Here is a 22,328-nt window from a genome sequence, read left to right as displayed (position 1 = left end):
CCTAGCCCAGCTTGGCTGCGACAAGCTCCGTCAGGTCCACGAGGCGGTTGGAGTAGCCCCATTCGTTGTCATACCAGGAAACAACCTTGACCTGGTTGCCGATGACCTTGGTCAAACCCGAGTCGAAGATCGAGGACGCCGGGTCACCCACGATGTCCGAGGACACGATCGGGGCGTCGGTGTAGGTCAGGATGCCCTGGAATTCGTCGGACTCCGCAGCCTTCTTCAGCGCCGCGTTGACTTCCTCGACGGTGGTCTCACGGGAGACGGTGACGGTCAGGTCCGTGGCGGAACCGGTGGGGACCGGGACGCGGATGGCGTAGCCGTCCAGCTTGCCCTTCAGCTCCGGCAGGACCAGGCCGATAGCCTTGGCTGCGCCGGTGGAGGTGGGGACCATGTTGATGGCTGCGGCGCGGGCACGGCGAAGATCGTTGTGCGGGCCGTCCTGCAGGTTCTGGTCAGCGGTGTAGGCGTGGATGGTGGTCATCAGGCCACGCTCGATGCCGAAGGTGTCATTGATGACCTTGGCCAGCGGGCCGAGGCAGTTGGTGGTGCAGGATGCGTTGGAGATGATGTTGTGCGCTGCGTTGTCGTACAGTCCGTCGTTAACGCCCATCACGATGGTGATGTCCTCGTCCGAGGCCGGAGCGGAGATCAGGACCTTCTTGGCGCCGGCATCAATGTGCTTCTGGGCGGCTGCAGCCTTGGTGAAGAAGCCGGTGGACTCGATAACGATGTCAACACCCAGTTCGCCCCAGGGCAGGTTGGCGGGATCGCGTTCGGCGAGAACCTTGATGATGTTGCCGTCGACGACAATGTTGCCGTCCTTGACCTCAACGGTTTCCTTCAGGCGGCCGCCGACAGAGTCGTACTTGAGCAGGTGGGCCAGGGCTTCAGGGCTGGTGAGGTCGTTGACGGCAACGATCTCGAGGTCCGCGCCCTGTGCGAGTGCTGCGCGGAAGTAGTTGCGGCCGATGCGGCCGAAGCCGTTGATACCAATACGGGTCGTCACTTTTTCAGTCTCCTTGGTGCTTGATAAAGCACAGCTAGTTAAGCGGGCGATGAAGCCAACTAACAGATCCCGCACGCCATTGGGCAGAGATGATTAACAGAACGGAGGGCGACCAGCCTCGTTGCTGAAGGCTAACCGCCTTCCGTGATCCATCTTACGTTTAAGTTGGTCCGCCCCCGCAAGTGCGGGGGCGGACCTGCCGCATTTCGGCCAAAATCACGCCAAAATGTGAACTTTGTTACAGGCGGATGTACCGCGTGTCACTACGGGAGGGTAATAAGCCCCGTGGCGTTGCTGCGGGCCGCGTCAAAGCGCTTGGCGACGTCGGCCCAGTTCACGATGTTCCAGAATGCCTTGACGTAGTCAGCCTTGACGTTGACGTAGTCCAGGTAGAACGCGTGCTCCCACATGTCGAGCATGAGCAGCGGGGTGGTGCCCAGTGCTACGTTGCCCTGCTGATCGTAGAGCTGCTCGATGACCAGGTTGCCGCCGATCGGCTCGTAGGCCAGGAAGCCCCAGCCCGATCCCTGCAGGCCGAGGGCGGCCGCGGAGAACTGGGCACGGAAGGCGTCAAAGGAGCCAAAAGCGTCATCGATGGCCGCGGCCAGCTCACCCTCGGGCTTGTCGCCGCCGTCCGGGGACAGGTTCTTCCAGAACACCGAGTGGTTGACGTGGCCGCCGGTGTGGAACGCGAGGTCCTTGGACAGCCGGTTGATGTTGGCGAAGTCACCCTTGTCGCGTGCTTCGGCCAGCTGCTTCAGCGCGTTGTTGGCGCCCGCAACGTAGGTTGCATGGTGCTTGCTGTGGTGCAGCTCCATGATGCGCGCCGAAATGTGCGGCTCAAGCGCGGCGTAGTCGTAGTCAAGTTCGGGCAGTACGTACTCGGTCACAAAATCCTCCAATATCGTGGACGGGTTCGTCCGGTTTTCTAACTCTCGGATTGTGCATCCGGATGACGGGCATCCGGAAGATCAGGGTGAACGCTCTGATTCTAGGGTGCTGTTACTCGTCCAGCATTTCAGGCGTCACATTGGCATCCGTGCCGGGGATGCCGAGGTCAATGGCCCTTTTGTCTGCCATGGCCAGCAGCCGGCGGATGCGGCCGGCAATGGCATCCTTGGTCATCACGGGATCGGCCAGGCGGCCCAACTCGTCCAGGCTGGCCTGTTTGTGGGCCACCCGGAGTTCGCCGGCGTATTTAAGGTGGTCGGGGACGTCGTCGCCCAGGATTTCCAGGGCGCGGTCCACCCTGGCGCCGGCAGCCACTGCGGCCTGCGCAGAGCGCCGCAGGTTGGCGTCATCGAAGTTGGCCAGCCGGTTGGCGGTGGCACGGACCTCCTTGCGCATCCGGCGCTCCTCCCAGACCATCAGGGCGTCATGGGCGCCCATCCGGGTCAGGAGCGCAGCGATGGTGTCGCCGTCGCGGATGACCACCCGGTCCACTCCCCTGACTTCGCGGGCCTTGGCCTGGATACCCAGCCGCCGTGCCGCGCCCACCAGGGCCAGCGCGGACTCCGGGCCGGGGCAGGTGACCTCCATGGAGGATGAGCGTCCCGGCTCGGTGAGGGAACCGTGGGCGAGGAAAGCACCGCGCCACACGGCCTCGGCATCGGCGGCGGACCCGTTGACAACCGCCGAGGGCAGGCCGCGCACCGGACGTCCGCGGCCGTCCAGGAGGCCTGTCTGCCGGGCCAGCGATTCGCCGTCGCGGACCACCCGCACAACATAGCGGCTGCCCCGGCGCAGTCCCCCGCCGGACACCACGATGATTTCGCTCTGGTGGCCGTACACTTCGGCGATGGCGGCACGCAGCCGGCGGGCCGTGGACGCGAGGTCCACTTCCGCTTCGATGACGATCCGGCCGGAGATGATGTGAAGGCCGCCGGCGAACCGGAGCATCGTGGAAACTTCTGCTTTGCGGACGGATGATTTTTTGATGTCCAGACGGGACAGTTCTTCCTTGACCGATGATGTCAGTGCCATGGCACCTTCCTAACTGTTCCCAAAAATGTCGTGGTACGCCGCTGCCAGACGCAAAGGGTCATGGACGGGTCGGCGGCCCGACGCCCCCACTTTACCCAAGACAACCTCGGCGCCGATCATCTCCGCAGCTTTCTCGAATTCCTGCCGGTCCGGTACCGATGCAGGATCGGCCAGGACGACGTCGACACTGAAGTCGGGCGCGTAGCGGCGCAGGGCGTGCAGGTGGTCGGCGGCCGACATGCCCGTGGTTTCCTTTGTGTCAGTGACCAGGTTCATGGTGAGGCAGCGTTTGGCGGCCGTTGCGCTGAGGGCGGCACGCATTTCCGGGAGCAACAGGTGCGGGAGCACGGACGTGTACCACGATCCCGGCCCCAGGATAATCCAGTCGGCCAGTTCGATGGCCGTCAGCGCTTCGGTGCACGCGGGTGCCTGTTCGGGCAAGAGCCTGACCTGTTCGAGGTGGCCTGCCACCGCGCAGCGCGCCTGTCCGCGCACCGTCTGGAGAACGGATTCCCCGCCGGGTGCGGTGACGCGGATATCACCTTCGATGGTGAGCGGGATGGTGGACATGGGCAGCACCTGTCCCCGCGCCCCCAGCAGGGCACCGGCCCACTTGAGCCCGGCGACGGCGTCGCCGAGCAGTTCCCAGAGGGTGACGATGAGCAGGTTGCCCGTGGCGTGGTCATCCAGGGAACCGCCCCGGCCGTTGACCGGCCGGAAACGGTGCTGCATAACGTCACGCCAGGTCCGGCCCCAGTCCGTGTCGTCGCACAGGGCGGAGAGCGCCATGCGGAGGTCTCCGGGCGGGAGGACGCCGTACTCTTCCCGCAGCCGCCCGGATGACCCGCCGTCGTCCGCCACTGTGACGATGGCGGTCAGCTCTGTGGTGAGCAGCCGCAGGGCCGACAGTGATGCCGACAGGCCGTGGCCGCCACCGAGTGCTACGACGTTGGGGCCCTTGTCCTGCTGGCCGCCTGCCGTTCCGCTGGTCAGCGGTACCAACGGCAGCGGCCCGGTAAGCATCCCCATTACTCGCGGCCCAGATCCCGGTGTGTTGTGGTGACAGTCACGCGGGGATACTGCGCCAGTTTCTTGGAGAGCTCGACGGCGACCGCTACCGAGCGGTGTTTGCCGCCGGTGCATCCCACGGCGATGGTGGCGTAGTGCTTGTTTTCCCGACGGTATCCGTCCAGGACAGGCTCCAGCGCCAGCACGTAGCGGTCCACGAAATTCTTCACGCCTTCAGCTTCGAGGACGTAATCGCTGACGTCCTTGTCCAGCCCCGTGTGCGGACGCAGCTGCGGGACCCAGTGCGGGTTGGGGATGAACCGGACGTCGGCGACGTAGTTGGAGTCAACGGGAAGTCCGTATTTAAAGCCGAAGCTCATGACGTTGAGCCGGAGCGCCACGGGTCCGGTCTCGGTGAAGAGTTCCGTGATTGCCGTCGCCAGGCCGTGGACGTTGTAGTCAGAGGTGTCCAGTACGACGTCGGAGCTCTCCCGGAGCTCCTTCAGCACCTCCCGCTCGGCTGCTATGCCATCGAGGATCCGCCCGCCTTCCTGAAGGGGGTGCGGCCTGCGGCCCTGCTCGAAGCGGCGGACCAGGACGTCGTCGTTGGCGTCCAGGAACAGCACACGGAAGGTGACGCCGCTGGCTGCCAGGGCGCCAAGGGTGGCCCGCATGTCCGCGAAGAGGCCTTTGCTGCGGACGTCCATCACGACGGCGAGCCGGGGAATGGACTGCGGGGCATGCGACACCAGCTCGGCGAGGGTTCCAAGCATCTGCGGCGGAAGGTTCTCCACGACGTACCAGCCATGGTCCTCCAGCGCGTCCGCGGCTGTGCTGCGCCCGGCGCCCGACATACCCGTGACCACCAGCAGCTCCGCTTCAAGGGGCTTGATCGGCGTCATGCCGTCCTGCCCCGTCCCGGACTCCGCCGTTGATTCTGCCATTCGCTCCGCCCCGTTCTGTCCTGTTCACAGCAGGCAACCGCGTCGGCGGAAACCTGCGCTCCTTACCCTACCTAGGTTTCAATGATTTCGCCGGTGGTCATATTGACAGCCGGCACCGTCTCCCCTGCCGATCCCTCGGCGCTGAAGTGCGTCACGATGGCGCTGGCCAGCGAAGGACCAATGCCCTTGGCTGCTGTGAGCTCTTCAACCGTGGCAGCTTTCACGCCCTTGATGGATCCGAAGTGGTCCACCAGGGCCTTGCGCTTGGACTCCCCCAGCCCCGGCACACCATCCAAGGCCGAGAGCGTCATAGCTTTGCCGCGCTTCTGCCGGTGGAAGGTGATCGCGAAGCGGTGCGCCTCGTCGCGGATCCGCTGCAGCAGGTAGAGGCCCTGGGATGTCCGCGGCAGGATCACCGGGAAATCGCTGTCCGGAAGCCAGACTTCCTCCAGCCGCTTGGCCAGGCCCACAACGTAGACATCGTCGATCCCGAGCTCAGCCATCGCCCGGGCAGCGGCATTCACCTGGGGCTGGCCGCCGTCCACCACCACCAGGTTCGGCGGGTAGGCAAATTTCGCCCGCGGCGTAGCCGTGGTGGTGTCGAGGACCGCAGCGTCGCCCGCCGCGTTGAGTGCGGCCTGGTGCCCCGTGAGTGCGGCGGCTTCCACCTGTGCGGTCTTGTCCTGAAGGTAGTAGCGGAACCGACGGGTCAGGACATCGTGCATGGCGGCTGTGTCGTCCGCGGCCGCCGCTCCGGTGACGGAGAACTTGCGGTAATCGGATTTCTTGGGCAGGCCGTCCTCAACCACCACCATGGACGCCACGACGTTGGTGCCCTGGACATGCGAGACGTCGAAGCATTCAATCCGCAGGAGCGGCACCGGCAGGTCGAGGGCCTCCTGCAACTCCTGGAGTGCCTGTGAACGGACCGTCAGATCCCCGGCCCGGCGGGTCTTGTGCAGTTTCAAAGCGTGCTCGGCATTTTCCCGGACAGTTGACATCAGCGCGGCCTTATCGCCGCGCTGCGGCACCCTGATGTCCACCTTCGCTCCGCGGAGGCCGCCCAGCCATTCCGTCAGTTCGGCGGCGTTGCTGGGCTCGACCGGCACCAGGACTTCCCGGGGCAGCCTGCCGTGGCTTTCGCCGTCGTCGCCATAGACCTGCTGGAGCAGGTGCTCCACAAGGTCGGGCGTGGTGGAGTCTTCCACCTTTTCAACCACCCAGCCGCGCTGGCCGCGGACCCGCCCGCCCCGGACGTGGAACACCTGGACAGCCGCCTCAAGTTCGTCCTCGTGCAGGGCAAACACATCGGCGTCGGTATCTTCGGCGAGTACCACGGCGTTTCGTTCAAAGACTTTCCGCAGCGCCGAGATGTCGTCGCGGAGCCGGGCCGCACGCTCGTAGTCCAGGGTGGCGACAGCTTCGGCCATCTGCTTTTCGAGTTTGGCGATGAAGCGTTTGGCCTCGCCGCCCATAAAGGCACAGAAATCCTCTGCCAGGGCGCGGTGCTCTTCAGGAGTCACGCGGCCCACGCAGGGCGCGGAGCATTTGTCGATGTAGCCCAGGAGGCAGGGGCGGCCGCTTGCCTGGGCGCGCTTCAGGACGCCGGCACTGCAGCTGCGCACAGGGAAGACCCGCAGGAGGGTGTCCATGGTTTCCCGGATGGCGCCGGCGGTATAGGGCCCGAAGTAGCGTGTGCCTTTGCGCCGGTCCCCCCGCATGACCTGGACCCTGGGGAGCTTCTCGCTCATGGTCAGCGCCAGGTACGGATAGGTTTTGTCGTCGCGGAACACCACATTGAAGCGGGGCTTGAATTCCTTGATCCACGTATATTCAAGCTGCAGTGATTCGAGTTCACTGCCCACCACGGTCCACTCCACACTGCTGGCCGCATAGACCATTGCATGGGTTTTCGGCAGCAGTCCCGCAGGGTTGGCAAAGTAGGAATTCAGCCGGGACCGGAGGCTCTTGGCTTTGCCGACATAGATGACCCGGCCGTGGGGATCGCGGAACCGATACACCCCCGGGTTGGTGGGAATTTCACCCGTCTGGGGCCTGTAAGTTGTTGGATCTGCCACTACTTCAGTCTACTAACGCTTAGTCGGTGGCCTTGCTCTGGTTGTAACTGGTGGAACGTTCCTGGCCGCTGAGTTCGGCGATGGCGTCCATGATCCGGTCCGTGACCTCGCGGCGGGCGGGCAGCGAATGATCCGGGCCGGTCTTGTCGAAGTACAGCGGCTGGCCCACCTTCATGGTGAAGCGGTGCGGCCTGAAGCCCTTCTCGCCGGCGGGCTGCAGGTTCTCCGTCCCGATCAGTCCAACGGGGATCACGGGAGCTCCGGTTGCCAGGGCAAGCCAGCCAACTCCGGTGCGGCCGCGGTAGAGGATGCCGTCCCGGGATCGTGTGCCTTCGGGATAGATGCCAATGCCTTTGCCGTCCTCCAGGATGTCCAACAGTGTTTTCAGCGCCTGGACGCTTGCTGCCTGCTCGCCGCGTTCCACGGGGATGGATCCCACGGACTCAAAGAACGACTTCATGACCTTGCCCTTCACGCCGCCGGTGGTGAAGTACTCGGCTTTGGCGAAGAAGGCCACCGGCCGCGGCATCAGGGCCTGGACAATGACGCTGTCAAAGAAGGAGAGATGGTTCGGGGCAACGATGAAGGGACCCTCTTTGGGCACATTTTCGAGGCCGATGACGGTGGGCCGGCAGGTGCCCGCGACGAGCCCGCGAAAGGTCCAGCGGACAGCCTCAAAGAGCTCCATCGTTGCGCACCTCGCTCATGGCAGCGGTGTGGATGGCTTCGATCCGTTCGATGGCAGCGACCAGCCCCGCCGTGGTTTCCACGACGGTCACGGCGCCGGCCACCTCAAGTTCGCCGTCCGGGGCAAAGCCCCAGCGCACGCCGATGCAGTCCAGTCCGTTCGCAATGGCGCCGGCCACGTCCTGGGCGCGGTCGCCCACCATCACCGCGTGGTGGGTGGACAGATCGGCCAGGGCATTCGCGATAATGTCCGCTTTGCCCACCGGCCCGTCGGTGGAGGATTCGTTGTCCGCGGATCCCCTGATGGACTGGAAGAGGCCGGCAATGCCGTGGTGCTGCAGCACGATGTGCGCCAGGCCTTCCGGCTTCTGGGTGGCGACGGCGATCGGCCTGCCCGCCCCCGCGAAGGCTTCGAGCGTCTCCTTGATACCGGGATACAGCCGGCTCTGGGCGATTCCGCTGGCCAGGTAGTGCTGGCGGTACCGCCGGATGACGTCGTCCAGCTTGTCTGCGGGGACCATGGCGACGCTGAGGAGGGAATCGCTGAGTTTGGGACCGATCATCGCTTCCAGCAGTTCCGGCTCGGGGACGGGGAGGCCTGAGGCCTCGAGGGCCGCTGCGATGCCACCGGTTATTCCGCCTGCCGGATCGACAAGAGTGCCGTCCAGGTCAAAGATCACGGGCACTGTTGTTTGAGTCACCGGCTTAGTTTCTCACGACAGCAGGCATGGCTGAAACTCGCATGCCCGACACGGCATACTTTCGGCTGGTGCTGCACGTTTAAGCCAGAATCTCCGCGAGGAAGGCAGCCGTGTGGCTGGTGGTGGATTTCGCCACTTGTTCAGGCGTGCCCGATGCCACCACCTGGCCGCCGCCGGAGCCGCCGTCCGGACCAAGATCGACGATCCAGTCCGCGCTCTTGATGACGTCCAGGTTGTGCTCGATGGTGATCACCGTGTTGCCCTTGTCAACCAGGCCCTGCAGCACCATCAGGAGCTTGCGGATGTCCTCGAAGTGCAGGCCGGTGGTGGGCTCGTCGAGAACGTACACGCTGCGCCCGTTGGAGCGCTTCTGCAGTTCCGCAGCCAGCTTCACGCGCTGGGCCTCGCCACCGGACAGGGTGGTGGCAGGCTGACCCAGCCGGACATAGCCCAGGCCAACGTCCACGAGCGTGTTCAGGTGCCGCGCGATGGGCGAGAAGGCAGCGAAGAACTCTGCCCCCTCTTCGATGGGCATGTTCAGGACATCCGCGATGGTCTTGCCCTTGTAGTGCACCTCGAGGGTTTCGCGGTTGTACCGGGCACCGTGGCAGACCTCGCACGGCACGTACACGTCGGGAAGGAAGTTCATTTCGATCTTGAGCGTGCCATCACCCGAGCAGGCTTCGCAGCGGCCGCCCTTGACGTTGAACGAGAAGCGGCCGGGCAGGTAGCCGCGGACCTTTGCCTCTGTGGTTTCGGCGAAGAGTTTGCGGATGTTGTCAAAGACACCGGTGTAGGTGGCCGGGTTGGACCGCGGCGTCCGTCCGATAGGGCTCTGGTCCACGTGGACCACCTTGTCCAAGTGCTCCAGGCCCTGGATGCTCTTGTGGCGGCCGGCAACCTGCTTGGCGCCGTTGAGCTTGTTGGCCAGGACCTTGTACAAAATTTCATTGACCAGAGTGGATTTACCGGAGCCACTGACTCCGGTCACCGCTGTGAACAGCCCCAACGGGAAGGCGGCGTCGACGTTCACCAGGTTGTTTTCCCGCGCGCCAACAACCTTCAGTTCGCGCTTCTTGTCGTATTTGCGCCGCTTCTTGGGGGTTTCAATCTTCTTACGGCCTGACAGGTAATCGCCGGTCAGTGAATTGGTGTTCTCGAGGAGCTCCTTGTAGGAACCGGAATGCACCACCTGGCCGCCGTGCTCGCCCGCTCCGGGGCCAATATCCACGATCCAGTCCGCCACGTGGATGGTGTCTTCGTCGTGTTCGACCACAATCAGCGTGTTCCCCATGTCCCGAAGCCGGGTGAGTGTCTCAATGAGCCGGCGGTTGTCCCGCTGGTGCAGTCCGATGGACGGCTCGTCGAGGACGTAAAGGACGCCCACCAGGCCCGATCCGATTTGGGTGGCGAGCCGGATCCGCTGCGCTTCGCCGCCGGACAGGGTTGCGGAAGGACGTTCCAGATTGAGGTATTCCAGCCCGACGTCGAGCAGGAACGTGAGCCTGGCCTGGATCTCCTTGAGCACCTGGTGCGCGATTTGGGCTTCCCGGCCCGTGAGGACCAGGTTGTTGAGGAAGTCCGCGCACGCCCTCATGGGCATGGCGGCGACGTCGGCAATCGACTTCCCGTTGATCAGGACAGACAGGGAAGCCGGGTTCAACCGGGCGCCGTTGCACGCCGGGCAAGGGACCTGCCGCATGTACTCTTCGTAGCGGTCACGGGCCCATTCCGAGTCCGTTTCACCGTGCTTCCGGTGCACATACTGGATGGCACCTTCGAAGCCGGTGCTGTACTTACGTTCCCGGCCGAAGCGGTTCTTGTACTGCACCACTACTTTGTGGTCCTTGCCATGCAGGACGGTGTGGCGGATATCCTTGCCCAGCTTTTCCCACGGAGTTGCCATGGAGAAGCCGAGCTCCTGTGCCAGGCCTTCGAGGAGGCGGTTCCAGTACTCGGTTGTCGCTGTGCCCAGGGACCACGGCGCGATGGCACCCTCAGCCAGGGAGAGCTCCGGGTTGGGGATGATCAGTTCTTCATCGACCTCCAGCCGCGTGCCAATGCCGCTGCAGGCAGCGCAGGCGCCAAAGGGATTGTTGAACGAGAAGGAACGCGGCTCGATCTCGTCGATGGCCAATGGGTGCTCGTTGGGGCAGGCAAGGTTCTCCGAAAATGCCCGGAGCCTGCCCGGGGCGTCTGCGTCCACATCGACAAATTCGGCCAGCACACGGCCTTCAGCCAGCCCAAGCGCCGTTTCGACTGAATCGGTGAGGCGCTGGCTGATGCCGTCTTTGACCACAAGCCGGTCCACCACCACTTCAATGGTGTGCTTGAACTGCTTCCCCAGCTTGGGGGGATCGCTGAGCTGGACGAGTTCGCCGTCCACCCGGGCACGGGAATAGCCTTTCGCGGTCAGTTCCTTGAAAAGATCAACGAACTCGCCCTTGCGTCCGCGGACAACCGGTGCCAGCACCTGGAAACGCGTGCCGTCCTCCAGCTCCAGCAGCTGGTCCACAATCTGCTGGGGGGTCTGCCGTGCGACGACCTCACCGCAGACGGGGCAATGGGGCCGCCCCACGCGTGCCCACAGCAGGCGCATGTAGTCGTAGATTTCGGTGATGGTGCCGACCGTCGAGCGGGGGTTCTTGCTGGTTGACTTCTGGTCGATCGAAACTGCGGGCGAGAGGCCCTCAATGAAATCAACGTCCGGTTTGTCCACTTGGCCCAGGAACTGGCGGGCGTACGCCGACAGGGACTCAACGTAGCGCCGCTGGCCCTCGGCGAAGATGGTGTCGAATGCCAGTGACGACTTTCCTGATCCGGACAGCCCGGTGAAAACGATCATGGCATCGCGGGGAAGGTCCAGGTCCACATTGCGCAGGTTATGCTCCCGCGCCCCCTTAACCACCAGGCGGGAAAGGTCGGGACGGGCAGGCGTGGCGGCGGCCTGGGGAACGATGACAGGGACGACGGACTCGACTGCTGATTCTTCAGCTACGGCTTTAGGCACCCACTAATGCTAATCGAAAACTTCTTCGAATATCCATGCGGGCCCCGCTAGTGGGCGTCGTAGGCTGCCGCCAGCAGCTGGACGGCCTCCGCAAACGTGGCGCCCTGGGCCTTTGCCGCTGCCGCATATGTGGTGGCGGCAACAGTGAGCGCATCCGCCCGCTCATTACGGGCACAGACAACCGTCCCGTTCCGTCCCTTGGTGGCCACCACGCCAGCCGCCTCCAGCTCCTTATAGGCCCGTGCCACTGTATGCGGAGCGACCTCCAGGGTCTGCGCCAAAGCACGCACTGCGGGTAGCCTGGTGCCGGGCGGAAGGCCGCCGTTATCGGCGAGCCGGATCACCTGGAGCCGCAACTGTTCAAAGAGAGCCACTGTGCTGGCCTGGTTCGGCTTCCAGGTGCCGGGAAACGGTGCGGTTGCGGTCATCGTCCGGCCTCAAGCGTCGCGGCGCCGCCTGCGCGGCCGGCGAACTGCGCCTTGTAAAGCCTGGCGTAGCGGCCGTTTGCAGCCAGGAGGCTTTGGTGTGTTCCCTGCTCGGCAATGCGTCCGTCATCCATGAGCAAGATTAGATCAGCGTCCCGGACCGTAGACAAACGGTGGGCTATGACAAAGCTGGTTTTCCCCTGCCGCAACCTCTCCATGGCGTTGCGGATCAGGACCTCGGTCCGCGAATCGACCGAGCTGGTGGCCTCATCGAGGATCAGCACGCTGCGGTCGGCGAGCTGGGCCCGTGCTATGGCGATCAGCTGGCGCTGGCCCTGGCTGAGCGGGTCCCCGGCGTTGTCCAGGACGGTGTCATAGCCCGCCGGCAGCGACCGGACAAAGTGACCCAAATGGCTTGCTTCGGCGGCTGCGGTGATCTCTGCCTCCGTGGCGCCGGGACGGCCGTACTCGATGTTCTCCCGGATGGTCCCCGCGAAGAGCCAGGGGTCCTGGAGCACCACGCCGAAACGCTCGCGCAGGGAATCGCGGGGAATGCCGGCGATGTCGGTTCCGCCGATGGTGATCCGTCCCGTGTCCGGGGCGTAGAACCGCATCAGGAGATTCACGATCGTGGTCTTGCCCGCACCGGTGTGGCCGACAATCGCGACGGTGCGTCCCGGCTCCACCTCAAATGACAGTCCGCGGAGAACCGGGGCTTCCCGCGTGTAGCCGAACGACACATCGTGGAAGACAATCGGCCCGCCCGAGTCTTCCGGGCCATGGCCAAGCTCCGGCTCAGGCGGGATGTCCGTGGCATCCAGGAGTTCGAAGACACGGTGTGCTGAGGCGGCGCAGGACTGGATGACATTGAGCATGCCGCCGATCTGGCTCACGGGCTGGCTGAACAATCTGCTGAACTGGATGAACGCCTGGATGCCACCGATCGTCATGGCTCCCAGGGTGACCTGGAAAGCGCCCACCACTGCCACCACGATGTAATTGAGGTTGGCAATCAGGATCATCAGGGGCTGGACGAGGCCGGAAGAATACTGGGCACGCGCGGAAGCCCGTGCCAGGCGGTCGTTGCTGGCACGGAAAACCTCCGCAGCCTGATCCTGGTGGCCGAAGGCCTTGATGACCTCATGCCCGGTGATGAATTCCTCCACGTGGGCGTTCAGTTCGCCGGTCTCAGTCCATTGGCGGGCGAAATGGGCCTGGGATTTCCTCGCCACGAGGACTGTCACCAAGGTGGACACCGGCACGGAGACCAGGGCCACGAGTGCCAGGAGCGGGGAGATCCAGAGCATCATGGCCAAGGCTCCAGACAACATCAGGACGGACAGGATCAGCTGGGTCAGGACCTGGCTTAGCGCCTGGGAGATGTTGTCAATGTCATTGGTGACCCGGCTCAGGACATCCCCCCTGGATTTCGCCTGGAAGTAGGTGGCCGGAAGCCGGTGCACCTTGTCCTCCACCGAAGCCCGGAGGCTGTACATCAGGCCGTGGACAGAGTCCGCGGTCAGCTTTCCCTGTACCCAGTTGAAAACGGAAGCACAGACATACATCAAGGCGACGGCGGCCAGGAGGCGTCCCAGCCTCTGCCCCTCGAAAACACCGCTGTGAAACCCGTTGACCACAACATCCGTGGCTTTTCCGAGGTAGAACGGCGCCGTGACGTTCAGTCCGGCAAAAGCGCACGTGGCTGCCACGGCCCCCAGCATCCGCCATCGGAAGGGACGAAGGAGGCCCAGCAGCCGGCGCACGGCAGGCCAGAATGATTCCGCCGCCCCTGACGGCGCCGCTGTCATGGCAGGTGTTCCAAGGCCAATTGCGATTCGGCGATTTCCCGGTACGTGGCAGAATGCTCCAGCAGTTCCTGGTGTGTCCCCTCCGCTACGAGCCGGCCCTCGTCAAGCACTAGTATCCGGTCCGCTCCGGCGACGGCGGAGATCCGTTCCGCCACCACGATCACCACTGCGGTGCCAAGTGCAGTGCCCAGGGAGTCCCTGAGCCGGCTCTCCGTGCCGAAGTCCAGCGCCGAGAAGCTATCGTCAAAGAGATAGATGGGAGCCTGCTTGACGAGGGCGCGTGCGATACAGATACGCTGGCGCTGCCCGCCGGAAAGGTTCGTGCCGCCTTGTCCGACTTCAGTGGCCATGCCGAGGGGCAGTTCCCGGACGAACGCTGCTGCCTGGGCGGTTTCCAGCGCTTTCCACAGGTGGCTCTCTGTCGCTTCCGGTGCGCCGACCCGCAGGTTTGCTGCAATGGTCCCGGTAAAAAGATGCGACCGCTGCGGGACCACCGACATGGCGTTGCGGAGGACATCCAACGGCAGCGAACGGATGTTCCTGCCGGCGATAGTGATCTCGCCCGCTGTGGCATCCAGGAAGCGGGGCAACAGGCTGAGCAGAGTCGATTTGCCGCTCCCTGTCGATCCGACGACAGCAACGGTAGTGCCGGGAGCGGCCGTGAAGCTGATGTTTTCGAGGACGCGGGTTTCGGCGCCCGGATAGGCGAAGCTGACGTCACTGAAGATGACACTGCCGTCGAGGGCCGGCGGCTCATCGGTCATGGGGGAAACGGGACTGTCGTGGACAGCAGGCCGGGTATTGAGCACCGCGTTAAGCCGCTCGGCGCACGCAGCAGCGCGGGGGGCCGTCATCAGAACGTACATAGCCATCATGATGGCCAGGAGAATTTGCATGATGTAGGCGATAAATGCGGTGAGGGCGCCAATCTTCATGTCCCCGGAATGCACCCGGTGGCCGCCGAACCACACTACGGCCACGGATGACAGGTTCACCACGATCATGATCAGCGGAAGCATCGCAGCCACGAGCAGTGATGACTGCAGGTTGTTTCCCGACAGACTCTTGTTTGCCCCGGCAAAGCGCCGCGTTTCGTGCCCTTGGCGGACGAACACCCGGATGACGTTGGCCCCGATCATCTGTTCGCGCAGGATCTGCCCGGTGCGGTCCAGGAGGTTCTGGCCCTGCCGGTAGAGGGGAACGAGCCTGCGCACGATCTGGTACATGATGAGCAGAAGCAGGGGGATGATGACGATGACGATGCCCGAAAGCACGATGTCCTGCTGCCAGGCGAGAAAAATCCCGCCGGCCGCCATGACGGGTGCTGCCGCGAGCATGGTGAACACGAGGACTGCGAAGGACTGGATCTGCTGGGTGTCGTTGGTAGCTCTGGTAACCAGGCTTTGGGTGCCGAAGGCGGCCACCTCCTGGGAGGAAAGCAGCTGGATTTTTGTAAACATCTCCGCCCGCAACTGATGACCGAGCGCCATGGCCACAACGGCACCGAGATAGCCTGCAGCAATGGCGGCCACCGCCTGGATTGCAGCCACCACGGCCATATCGCTGCCCAGCCGGAAAATTGCCGGTGTGTTCCCGGCGACGATGCCGTCGTCGATGATGGCAGCGTTGATGGTGGGCAGCAGCAGGATGCCTGCCGTCTGCACAAGCTGGAGAACCACGATGGCCACAACGGGAAGTTTGTGGCGGGCCAGCAGCCGGGTGAGCAAGGCGAAAAGCACCGCACCTCCAGGATCAGTTGGGAGGCCGATGAGGTTGCGGTTGGCCGCCACCCCCAGAAGCCGCTTTGTTGTTGTAGCCAAGCGAAATGTTCTTATCCAGTCATACAACTATACGGATCCTGTAGAGAACATCAATCGAATGGAGTTTAAGTGGTCAATGGCTTTTGCGCCACGGCAAAGATCCGCCTGAATGGAAAGACTGTGCCATGGGGCGTTTCCGGGTACGCAGCGCGCAGGGAAGCGGCGTACTCCGATTCGAAGGCCTTCCCCTCCTCGGCGGAGAGAACCGCCAGCACGGGCCGCAATGCCGTGCCGCGCACCCACTCCAGCGCGGGATCGGGTCCGCGCAGGACCTGTTGATAGGTGGTTTCCCAGGCGTCGGCAGTGCAGCCGGCGTCAAGCATGATGCGCAGGTAGTCGGCGGGTTCCCCCACGGATTCACCGCCGCGGAGTACACCGTCCAACCGGGGCGCCCATCGCGCCGAGCCGGCCAGTTCCCGCATCAGGGCGTGTGACGGCGCATTGAAGTTACCCGGCACCTGCATTCCGAACCAGGCCCCTGGCTTGAGAGCCGCCAGCCAGCGGGGCAGCATGTCCCGGTGCCCGCGAACCCACTGGAGCGCGGCATTGGTGACCACCACGTCGGTTTCCGGCGCGGGTGTCCAGCCGGCGATGTCGGCCAGGCTGAAACTCAGTCCCGGAAGCGCTGATGCCTGCCCTGAGGCCTTCGCCAGCATCTCAGCGGAGGAATCGAGCCCGACAACTTTCGCCGTCGGCCACCGCTGGGCGAGAGTGGCTGTCAGATTCCCGGGACCACACCCCAGGTCCACCACCTCACCGGGCTGATCGGCATGGATCCGTCCCGTCAGGTCAAAAAACGGGCGGTCGCGGTAATCACCGAACTGGACGTATTTGAGGGGATCCCACTTCACAGTTTCACTCCGTGCTCTGGTCTGGCTGGCAGTACCGCGAGCCTAGTCCCTCACTGCCCGGATGTCCGCCACCTGAAGGGCACTAAGCTGGAAAACAATGAAACTCGTTGACCAGCTGTCTGTCCTGTCCGCCTCGACCCACTCCGGCGCCGGCATGGATCCGGACGCGCTCTACACCCTGTTCCTTGACTGGACCGAAAGCAGGGGCCTGGAGCTGTACGCCGCCCAGGACGAGGCCATCATGGAGCTGGCAACCGGCGCCAACGTCATCCTCGCCACCCCCACAGGGTCCGGGAAATCGCTGGTTGCCATTGCGGCGCATTTCCAGGCCATGGCGCGGGGCCAGCGCAGCTACTACACGGCCCCCATCAAGGCCCTCGTCTCCGAAAAGTTCTTCGCCCTGTGCGACATCTTTGGCGCGGAAAATGTCGGCATGATCACCGGCGATTCGGGCGTCAACCAGGACGCACCCATCATCTGCTGCACGGCGGAAATCCTTGCGAACATCGCCCTGCGCGAAGGCGACGGTGCGGACCTTGGCTCCGTGGTCATGGACGAGTTCCATTTCTACTCCGATCCGCAGCGGGGGTGGGCATGGCAGGTTCCCCTGCTGGAGCTGCCGCAGGCCCAGTTCCTCCTGATGTCCGCCACGCTGGGCGACGTCAGCCGCTTTGAAGAAGGAATCACAGAACTCACCGGCCGCCCCACCACCACTGTCAGTTCTGCCGAACGCCCCATTCCGCTGCATTACTACTACCACGAGACCCCGGTCCACGAGACGCTGGAGGAACTGCTCTCCACGCGCCAGGTACCGGTCTATGTGGTCCATTTCAGCCAGATCGAGGCCATTGACCGCGCGCAGACCCTGATGAGCATCAACGTCTGCACGCGGGAAGAAAAAGACAAAATAGCGGAGCTGATCGCGAATTTCCGGTTTGCCGCCGGGTTCGGCAAAACCCTTAACAGGCTGGTCCGGCACGGCATTGGGGTCCACCACGCCGGGATGCTGCCCAAGTACCGGCGGCTGGTGGAACAGCTTGCCCAGGCCGGCCTGCTCAAGGTGATCTGCGGGACCGACACACTGGGCGTGGGCATCAATGTGCCCATCCGTACCGTCCTGCTCACCGCTCTGAGCAAGTACGACGGCGTACGCACCCGGCTGCTTAACTCCCGTGAGTTCCACCAGATCGCGGGGCGCGCCGGCCGGGCAGGGTACGACACCGCGGGCACGGTTGTGGTCCAGGCACCGGAGCACGTGATCGAGAACGTGAAGGCCATGGCCAAGGCAACAGCCAAGTTCGGCGATGACCAGAAGAAGCTCCGCCAAGTGGTGAGGAAGAAACCGCCCGAGGGCTTTGTGTCCTGGGGTGAACCCACCTACAAGCGGCTCGTCGAATCCGTGCCCGATCCTTTGAACTCGAGTTTCAGCGTGACGCACTCGATGCTCATGAACCTGATGGAGCGCCCCGGCGACCCGTTTGCGGCAGCACGCCGGCTGCTGACCGAGAACCATGAGCCGCGGTCATCGCAGCTGCGGCTCATGAAGCGGGCCTTGGGAATTTACCGCGAGCTCCTCGCAGCCGAGGTGGTGGAGCGTATTCCCGCGGCGGAACAGGGCGCCGACGGCAGGACCGTCCGGCTCACCGTCCACCTGCAGGCCAACTTTGCGCTGAACCAGCCGCTCTCGCCGTTTGCGCTGGCGGCGCTGGAACTGCTCGACCCGGATTCGCCGTCGTATGCCCTGGATGTGGTGTCCGTGATCGAGGCGACCCTCGAAAAGCCGCGGCAGATCCTCTCCGCCCAGCAAAAGAAGGCCCGGGGAGAAGCTGTCGCCGCCATGAAGGCGGACGGCATCGAGTACGACCAGCGGATGGCGATGCTGGACGAAGTCACGTACCCGCAGCCGCTGGCGGAGCTCCTCGGCGAGGCGTTCGAGGTATACCGCAAGGCCGCACCCTGGGTGGGTGACTTTGAACTGGCGCCTAAATCTGTGGTCCGGGACATGTACGAGCGTGCCATGAACTTCGGCGAGTTCGTGCAGTTCTACGGCCTTGCCCGGTCCGAGGGAATCGTGCTGCGGTATCTGGCGGACTGCTTCAAGGCATTGCGGCAGACGGTCCCGCAGGACATGCTGCGCGAGGACCTCGAGGACCTCATCGCCTGGCTCGGTGAACTGGTGCGGCAGGTCGACTCCAGCCTCCTGGACGAATGGGAAGAACTGACCTCCGGCGCGGCGCCCACGCCGCACGACGCTCCCCCTCCCCCGCCGCCGTCGCTGACGTCCAACATCCGCGCCTTCCGCGTGATGGTCCGCAATGAGATGTTCCGGCGTGTGGAGCTGTTCGCGGACGAGGATGCGGCGGCCCTGGCGGAGCTCGACGCCGGCGCGGGCTGGGATGCGGAGCGCTGGGAGGACGTCCTGGACGACTACTTCGACGAACATAACAACATCGGCACCGGACCGGATGCCCGCGGCCCGGGCCTGCTCATCATCACCGAAGAGCCCGGGCTCTGGAAGGTCCGGCAGATCTTCGACGATCCGGCGCGCAACCATGACTGGGGCATCTCGGCGGAAGTGGATCTGGCAGCCTCGGACGAAACCGGCACGGCCGTGGTCCGGGTGACCGGCGTCAACCGGCTGTAAGGCCCCCTAGTAAACTCGAACCATGAGTGTAATCCGCCCCGCCGCCCCGCACGACGTCCCCGCCATCCTGCAGATGATCCACGAACTGGCCATCTACGAGAAGGAACCCGAGGCCGTGCGCAACACCCCGGAGATGCTCTCCGAGGTCCTCTTTGGCGAGAATCCCCGGGTGTTCGCCACCATGGCCGAGAACGCCGTGGGCGAGGTCCAGGGGTTTGCATTATGGTTCCTGAACTACTCCACATGGGAGGGCGTTCACGGCATCTACCTTGAGGACCTCTATGTGAGCCCGGATGCCCGCGGTGAGGGCCACGGGAAGGCGCTGCTGAAGCACCTGGCCGCCCTCGCCGTGGACAAAGGCTACGCCCGGGTGGAATGGAGCGTGCTGGACTGGAACGAACCGTCCATCAACTTCTACCGGAGCCTTGGAGCCCGTCCCATGGACGGCTGGTCCACGTTCCGGCTGACCGGGGACGCACTGGAGAGCTTTGGCACCAGTGTCCCTGCTGACGCCCGTGCCTGAGCAGGCTCGTTCGTCCGTGGCAACCCGAACGCTGAAATCTGTCCCTCATACGGTGAAGGGCCGCCACGAGTTCCGGGGGATGCGCACCACCGAACATTATTTCACCGTTCCCCTGGACCACTTTGGCCCGGCCCCGGCCGGCAGCAGGCCCGAGACCGTCACCGTGTTCGCGCGTGAATATGTTTCCGCGGAGCACAGCGAGGCTGAAGCGGCGGGCCTTCCCTGGCTGTTGTTCCTTCAGGGCGGCCCGGGCGGGCGCGGCAACAGGCTCGCCTCGCTCGGCGGCTGGAGCAAGGCTGCCGCCCGCGATTTCCGGATCCTGATGCTGGACCAGCGCGGCACCGGCCTCTCCACCCCCGTCGACCGGAACACCCTCCCGGCACGCGGGACGGCTGAGGCGCAGGCTGCCTATCTGGAGCACTTCCGGGCGGATTCGATCGTGGCGGACGCCGAACTGATCCGGGCGGCCCTCGGCTCAGGCCCGTGGACCATCTACGGGCAAAGCTACGGCGGATTCTGCGCGCTGACCTATCTGTCCTTTGCGCCGGGAGGCGTGAAGGAAGCACTCATCACCGGTGGCTTGGCGCCGTTGTCCGGACCTGCCGACGACGTCTACCGGGCCACGTTCCCCCGGGTCGCAGCGCGCAATTCCGAGTACTTTGCATGGTATCCGGAAGACCGGCTGACCGTGGAGCGGATCGCAGCGCACCTTCGCCGGACCGGGGAGTACCTGCCGGACGGCGGCCGGCTTACCGTGGAACGGTTCCAGATGGTGGGCGCGTTCCTGGGCGGAAACACCCGGGTGGACGGCCTTCACTACCTGCTGGAAGACGCCTTTACACAGACACCGGACGGGGACAGGCTCTCGGACGCCTTCCTGGACCAGGTTCAGGGAATTGTGTCCCGCAGCGCCAACCCGCTCTACGCCTTGATGCACGAGTCGATCTACGGGCAGGGCCAGGCGAGCGGCTGGGCTGCCTGGCGTGTGCTGGCGGAACACCCGGAATTCCATCCGGAGGCCGAGCCGCTGCTGCTGACCGGAGAGATGGTGTATCCGTGGTATTTCGACCAGGACGCTGCCTTGAAACCGCTCCGGCCCGTGGCCCACCTGCTCGCCGCCAAGACCGACTGGAAACCTCTGTACGACCGCGTGCAATTGGCCGCTAACAGCGTGCCGGTTGCCGCGGCCGTCTACCGGGACGACATCTATGTGGACCGCGACCTGTCCCTGGAAACGGCCGCTGCAGTCCGTGGACTGCAGGTTTGGGAGACGGCAGACTTCCACCACGACGGAATCGCCGATGACGGTGAGGCCATCTTCGGCCGGCTGCTGGGGATGGTGCGCTCCGGAAGTTCAGCTGCCGGCTGAGGTGCCCACGGAGCCGGCGGCCGGGTTGCGCCGCCGGGCCAGCAGCGACACACATGCGGCTGTCAGGACAGCGGCTCCCACGACGCCGCCTGCCAGGTTAAGCCCCAGGTAACCGGCCCAGCTGAGGATCAGGCCGGAGGTGGCCCCGCCCACCGCGCCGGCGGCACCCATCAGTGTGTCCGATACGCCCTGGACCACCACCCGGGACTCCTGGCCGACGCTTTCCGCCAGCAGGGTGGAGCCTGCGATGGTGGCCGCAGACCAGCCCAGGCCGAGCAGGACCAAGCCTGCGGCCACTGCCGCCGTTGACTGCTGGCCAAACCCGGCGACAACAACGGCGGCGAGCAGGGTGGCGAAGCCAATCATGATGGTCTCCGTCCTGCCCGCCTTGTCAGTCAGCCATCCCATGACCGGGGACAGGGCGAACATCCCCGCGATGTGCAGGGAGATGGTGAACCCGATGATGACAAGCACATCGCCGGAGGCGGCGTGGCCGGCATGCGATGCGGCTGGACCGGCCACGAGGTCCTGCAGGTGCAGCGGGGTCATGGACATCACGCCCACCATCACCGCGTGGGCGCCGACGACGGCGGCCAGAGCCAGCAATGCCGGCCTCGACGCGCGGACGGCCCGCAGTCCGCGCGTCAGCGATCCGCCGGCGGCCTGCGGCGGCGGGCCTTGAGCGGTTGCTGCGGCAGCCGCGCTGGGGCGGGCAGCCGGCTTCGCGCCGCCGTCGTCCGGGTGCTCCACACCCCGTTCCCGGGCAGCGATTTCGCGGGCGAACAGCAGGGGGTCCGGCCTGAGGCCGGCGAAGAGCAGCGCAATGGCCAGCAAGAGCCCCGCTGCAGCGATCACGAACGGCCCGGCAACGGGCGGCAGTCCGAGGGCCTGCCCCACTGCCGTGCCGGGCTGGATCAGGTTGGGGCCGGCGACGGCGCCCACCGTCATAGCCCAGACAACGGCGGACAGTGCCCTGCCGCGGTGGTCATCGTCGGCAAGGTCGACGGCGGCAAAGCGTGCCTGCAGGCTGGCGGCGGTGCCCACGCCGATGCCCGCCGCCCCCAGCACCAGCAGGACAAAAACTCCTGAGACCACGGACAGCACGATGAGCACAGTGCCTGCCAGCGCTGCGGAAAGGCCCGTGACCTGGCCGATGCGGCGGCCGCGGCGGTCGGCCAGCGATGCGAGCGGCAACGCGGCCAGGGCGGCGCCAAGCGTCATCACGGTGGCCACAGCTCCTGCCCAGACGGTGGAACCGGAGAGTTCCACCGCAAGGATGGAACCGATGGACACGGTGGCGCCCGTCCCGATGCCGCCAAAGATCTGGGCTGCACCCAGCAGCACCACGGTTCGGCGCTGCACCTGGCGCACTCCGCTTTCCGTCATGAGGATGCGGGCCATGGTTCGAGCATAGTCCTCGGCGAACCGCTGCTACAGGGGTTTTTAAAGCAGGCAGTCCCGGCCG

The 22,328-nt window shown here is 64.8% G+C and carries 17 protein-coding genes; 3 read left to right on the top strand and 14 right to left on the bottom strand.

The annotated features are described in order from the left end of the window. Position 1: 1 nt before the first annotated feature. The 13 genes from gap to IDT60_RS09045 form a co-directional block, all read right to left on the bottom strand. On the bottom strand, positions 2 to 1,012 hold the full coding sequence (gene gap / locus IDT60_RS09105; protein WP_164199887.1) for a type I glyceraldehyde-3-phosphate dehydrogenase: 1,011 nt from the start codon (positions 1,010 to 1,012) through the stop codon (positions 2 to 4). 263 nt (positions 1,013 to 1,275) lie between these two features. Next, positions 1,276 to 1,902, bottom strand: coding sequence for a superoxide dismutase (locus IDT60_RS09100; RefSeq protein ID WP_164199890.1), 627 nt, complete (start codon positions 1,900 to 1,902; stop codon positions 1,276 to 1,278). A 112-nt stretch (positions 1,903 to 2,014) separates the two neighbouring features. Continuing rightward, the gene (gene whiA, locus IDT60_RS09095; RefSeq protein ID WP_164199892.1) at positions 2,015 to 2,995 is read right to left on the bottom strand and encodes a DNA-binding protein WhiA; all 981 of its coding nucleotides are present in this window, start codon (positions 2,993 to 2,995) and stop codon (positions 2,015 to 2,017) included. 9 nt (positions 2,996 to 3,004) lie between these two features. After that, on the bottom strand, positions 3,005 to 4,024 hold the full coding sequence (gene yvcK / locus IDT60_RS09090) for a uridine diphosphate-N-acetylglucosamine-binding protein YvcK (protein WP_164199894.1): 1,020 nt from the start codon (positions 4,022 to 4,024) through the stop codon (positions 3,005 to 3,007). Further along, positions 4,024 to 4,947 (bottom strand): RNase adapter RapZ, encoded by a 924-nt coding sequence (rapZ, locus tag IDT60_RS09085; RefSeq protein WP_164199896.1) that lies wholly within the window; start codon positions 4,945 to 4,947, stop codon positions 4,024 to 4,026. The genes yvcK and rapZ overlap by 1 nt, the downstream gene beginning before the upstream one ends. Positions 4,948 to 5,018: 71 nt before the next feature. Continuing rightward, on the bottom strand, positions 5,019 to 7,025 hold the full coding sequence (uvrC, locus tag IDT60_RS09080) for an excinuclease ABC subunit UvrC (RefSeq protein ID WP_191081662.1): 2,007 nt from the start codon (positions 7,023 to 7,025) through the stop codon (positions 5,019 to 5,021). Between the two features lie 19 nt (positions 7,026 to 7,044). Then, a complete protein-coding gene (locus tag IDT60_RS09075) occupies positions 7,045 to 7,713 on the bottom strand; it encodes a 1-acyl-sn-glycerol-3-phosphate acyltransferase (RefSeq protein WP_164199900.1) in 669 nt (222 codons plus the stop codon). Then, entirely contained in the window at positions 7,700 to 8,413 is a 714-nt protein-coding gene (locus IDT60_RS09070; RefSeq protein ID WP_191081661.1) for an HAD hydrolase-like protein, read from the bottom strand. The genes IDT60_RS09075 and IDT60_RS09070 overlap by 14 nt, the downstream gene beginning before the upstream one ends. A 79-nt stretch (positions 8,414 to 8,492) precedes the next feature. Beyond that, on the bottom strand, positions 8,493 to 11,423 hold the full coding sequence (gene uvrA / locus IDT60_RS09065) for an excinuclease ABC subunit UvrA (protein WP_191081660.1): 2,931 nt from the start codon (positions 11,421 to 11,423) through the stop codon (positions 8,493 to 8,495). A 47-nt stretch (positions 11,424 to 11,470) separates the two neighbouring features. Further along, positions 11,471 to 11,851: a GntR family transcriptional regulator gene (locus IDT60_RS09060; protein WP_164199906.1), complete on the bottom strand. Its 381-nt coding sequence runs from the start codon at positions 11,849 to 11,851 to the stop codon at positions 11,471 to 11,473. Beyond that, positions 11,848 to 13,656: an ABC transporter ATP-binding protein gene (locus IDT60_RS09055; RefSeq protein WP_223883934.1), complete on the bottom strand. Its 1,809-nt coding sequence runs from the start codon at positions 13,654 to 13,656 to the stop codon at positions 11,848 to 11,850. The genes IDT60_RS09060 and IDT60_RS09055 overlap by 4 nt, the downstream gene beginning before the upstream one ends. Then, positions 13,653 to 15,395, bottom strand: coding sequence for an ABC transporter ATP-binding protein (locus tag IDT60_RS09050; protein ID WP_191081887.1), 1,743 nt, complete (start codon positions 15,393 to 15,395; stop codon positions 13,653 to 13,655). Before IDT60_RS09050 ends, IDT60_RS09055 begins: the two co-directional genes overlap by 4 nt. Positions 15,396 to 15,541: 146 nt before the next feature. Further along, positions 15,542 to 16,327 carry a trans-aconitate 2-methyltransferase gene (locus IDT60_RS09045; RefSeq protein WP_191081659.1) on the bottom strand — a complete coding sequence of 262 codons (786 nt, stop codon included), beginning with the start codon at positions 16,325 to 16,327 and terminating at the stop codon, positions 15,542 to 15,544. Positions 16,328 to 16,424: 97 nt separating this feature from the next. Between IDT60_RS09045 and IDT60_RS09040 the strand changes: the two genes are divergently transcribed. The 3 genes from IDT60_RS09040 (at position 16,425) to IDT60_RS09030 (ending at position 20,863) form a co-directional block, all read left to right on the top strand. Next, positions 16,425 to 18,971, top strand: a complete 2,547-nt coding sequence (locus IDT60_RS09040; RefSeq protein WP_191081658.1) for an RNA helicase — start codon at positions 16,425 to 16,427, stop codon at positions 18,969 to 18,971. A 22-nt stretch (positions 18,972 to 18,993) separates the two neighbouring features. Further along, a complete protein-coding gene (locus tag IDT60_RS09035) occupies positions 18,994 to 19,494 on the top strand; it encodes a GNAT family N-acetyltransferase (RefSeq protein ID WP_191081657.1) in 501 nt (166 codons plus the stop codon). A gap of 79 nt (positions 19,495 to 19,573) precedes the next feature. After that, positions 19,574 to 20,863 (top strand): alpha/beta fold hydrolase, encoded by a 1,290-nt coding sequence (locus tag IDT60_RS09030; protein WP_191081886.1) that lies wholly within the window; start codon positions 19,574 to 19,576, stop codon positions 20,861 to 20,863. On the opposite strand, the gene IDT60_RS09025 is transcribed toward IDT60_RS09030, so the two are convergent. Beyond that, positions 20,849 to 22,264: an MFS transporter gene (locus tag IDT60_RS09025; protein ID WP_191081656.1), complete on the bottom strand. Its 1,416-nt coding sequence runs from the start codon at positions 22,262 to 22,264 to the stop codon at positions 20,849 to 20,851. The two genes, IDT60_RS09030 and IDT60_RS09025, sit on opposite strands and share 15 nt — an antisense overlap. Positions 22,265 to 22,328 lie beyond the last annotated feature (64 nt).

Source organism: Pseudarthrobacter sp. BIM B-2242 (assembly GCF_014764445.1).
GTDB lineage: Bacteria > Actinomycetota > Actinomycetes > Actinomycetales > Micrococcaceae > Arthrobacter > Arthrobacter luteus_A.
The sequence above is the reverse complement of the archived record's forward strand: the minus strand, read 5'-3'. Positions and strand labels throughout refer to the sequence as shown.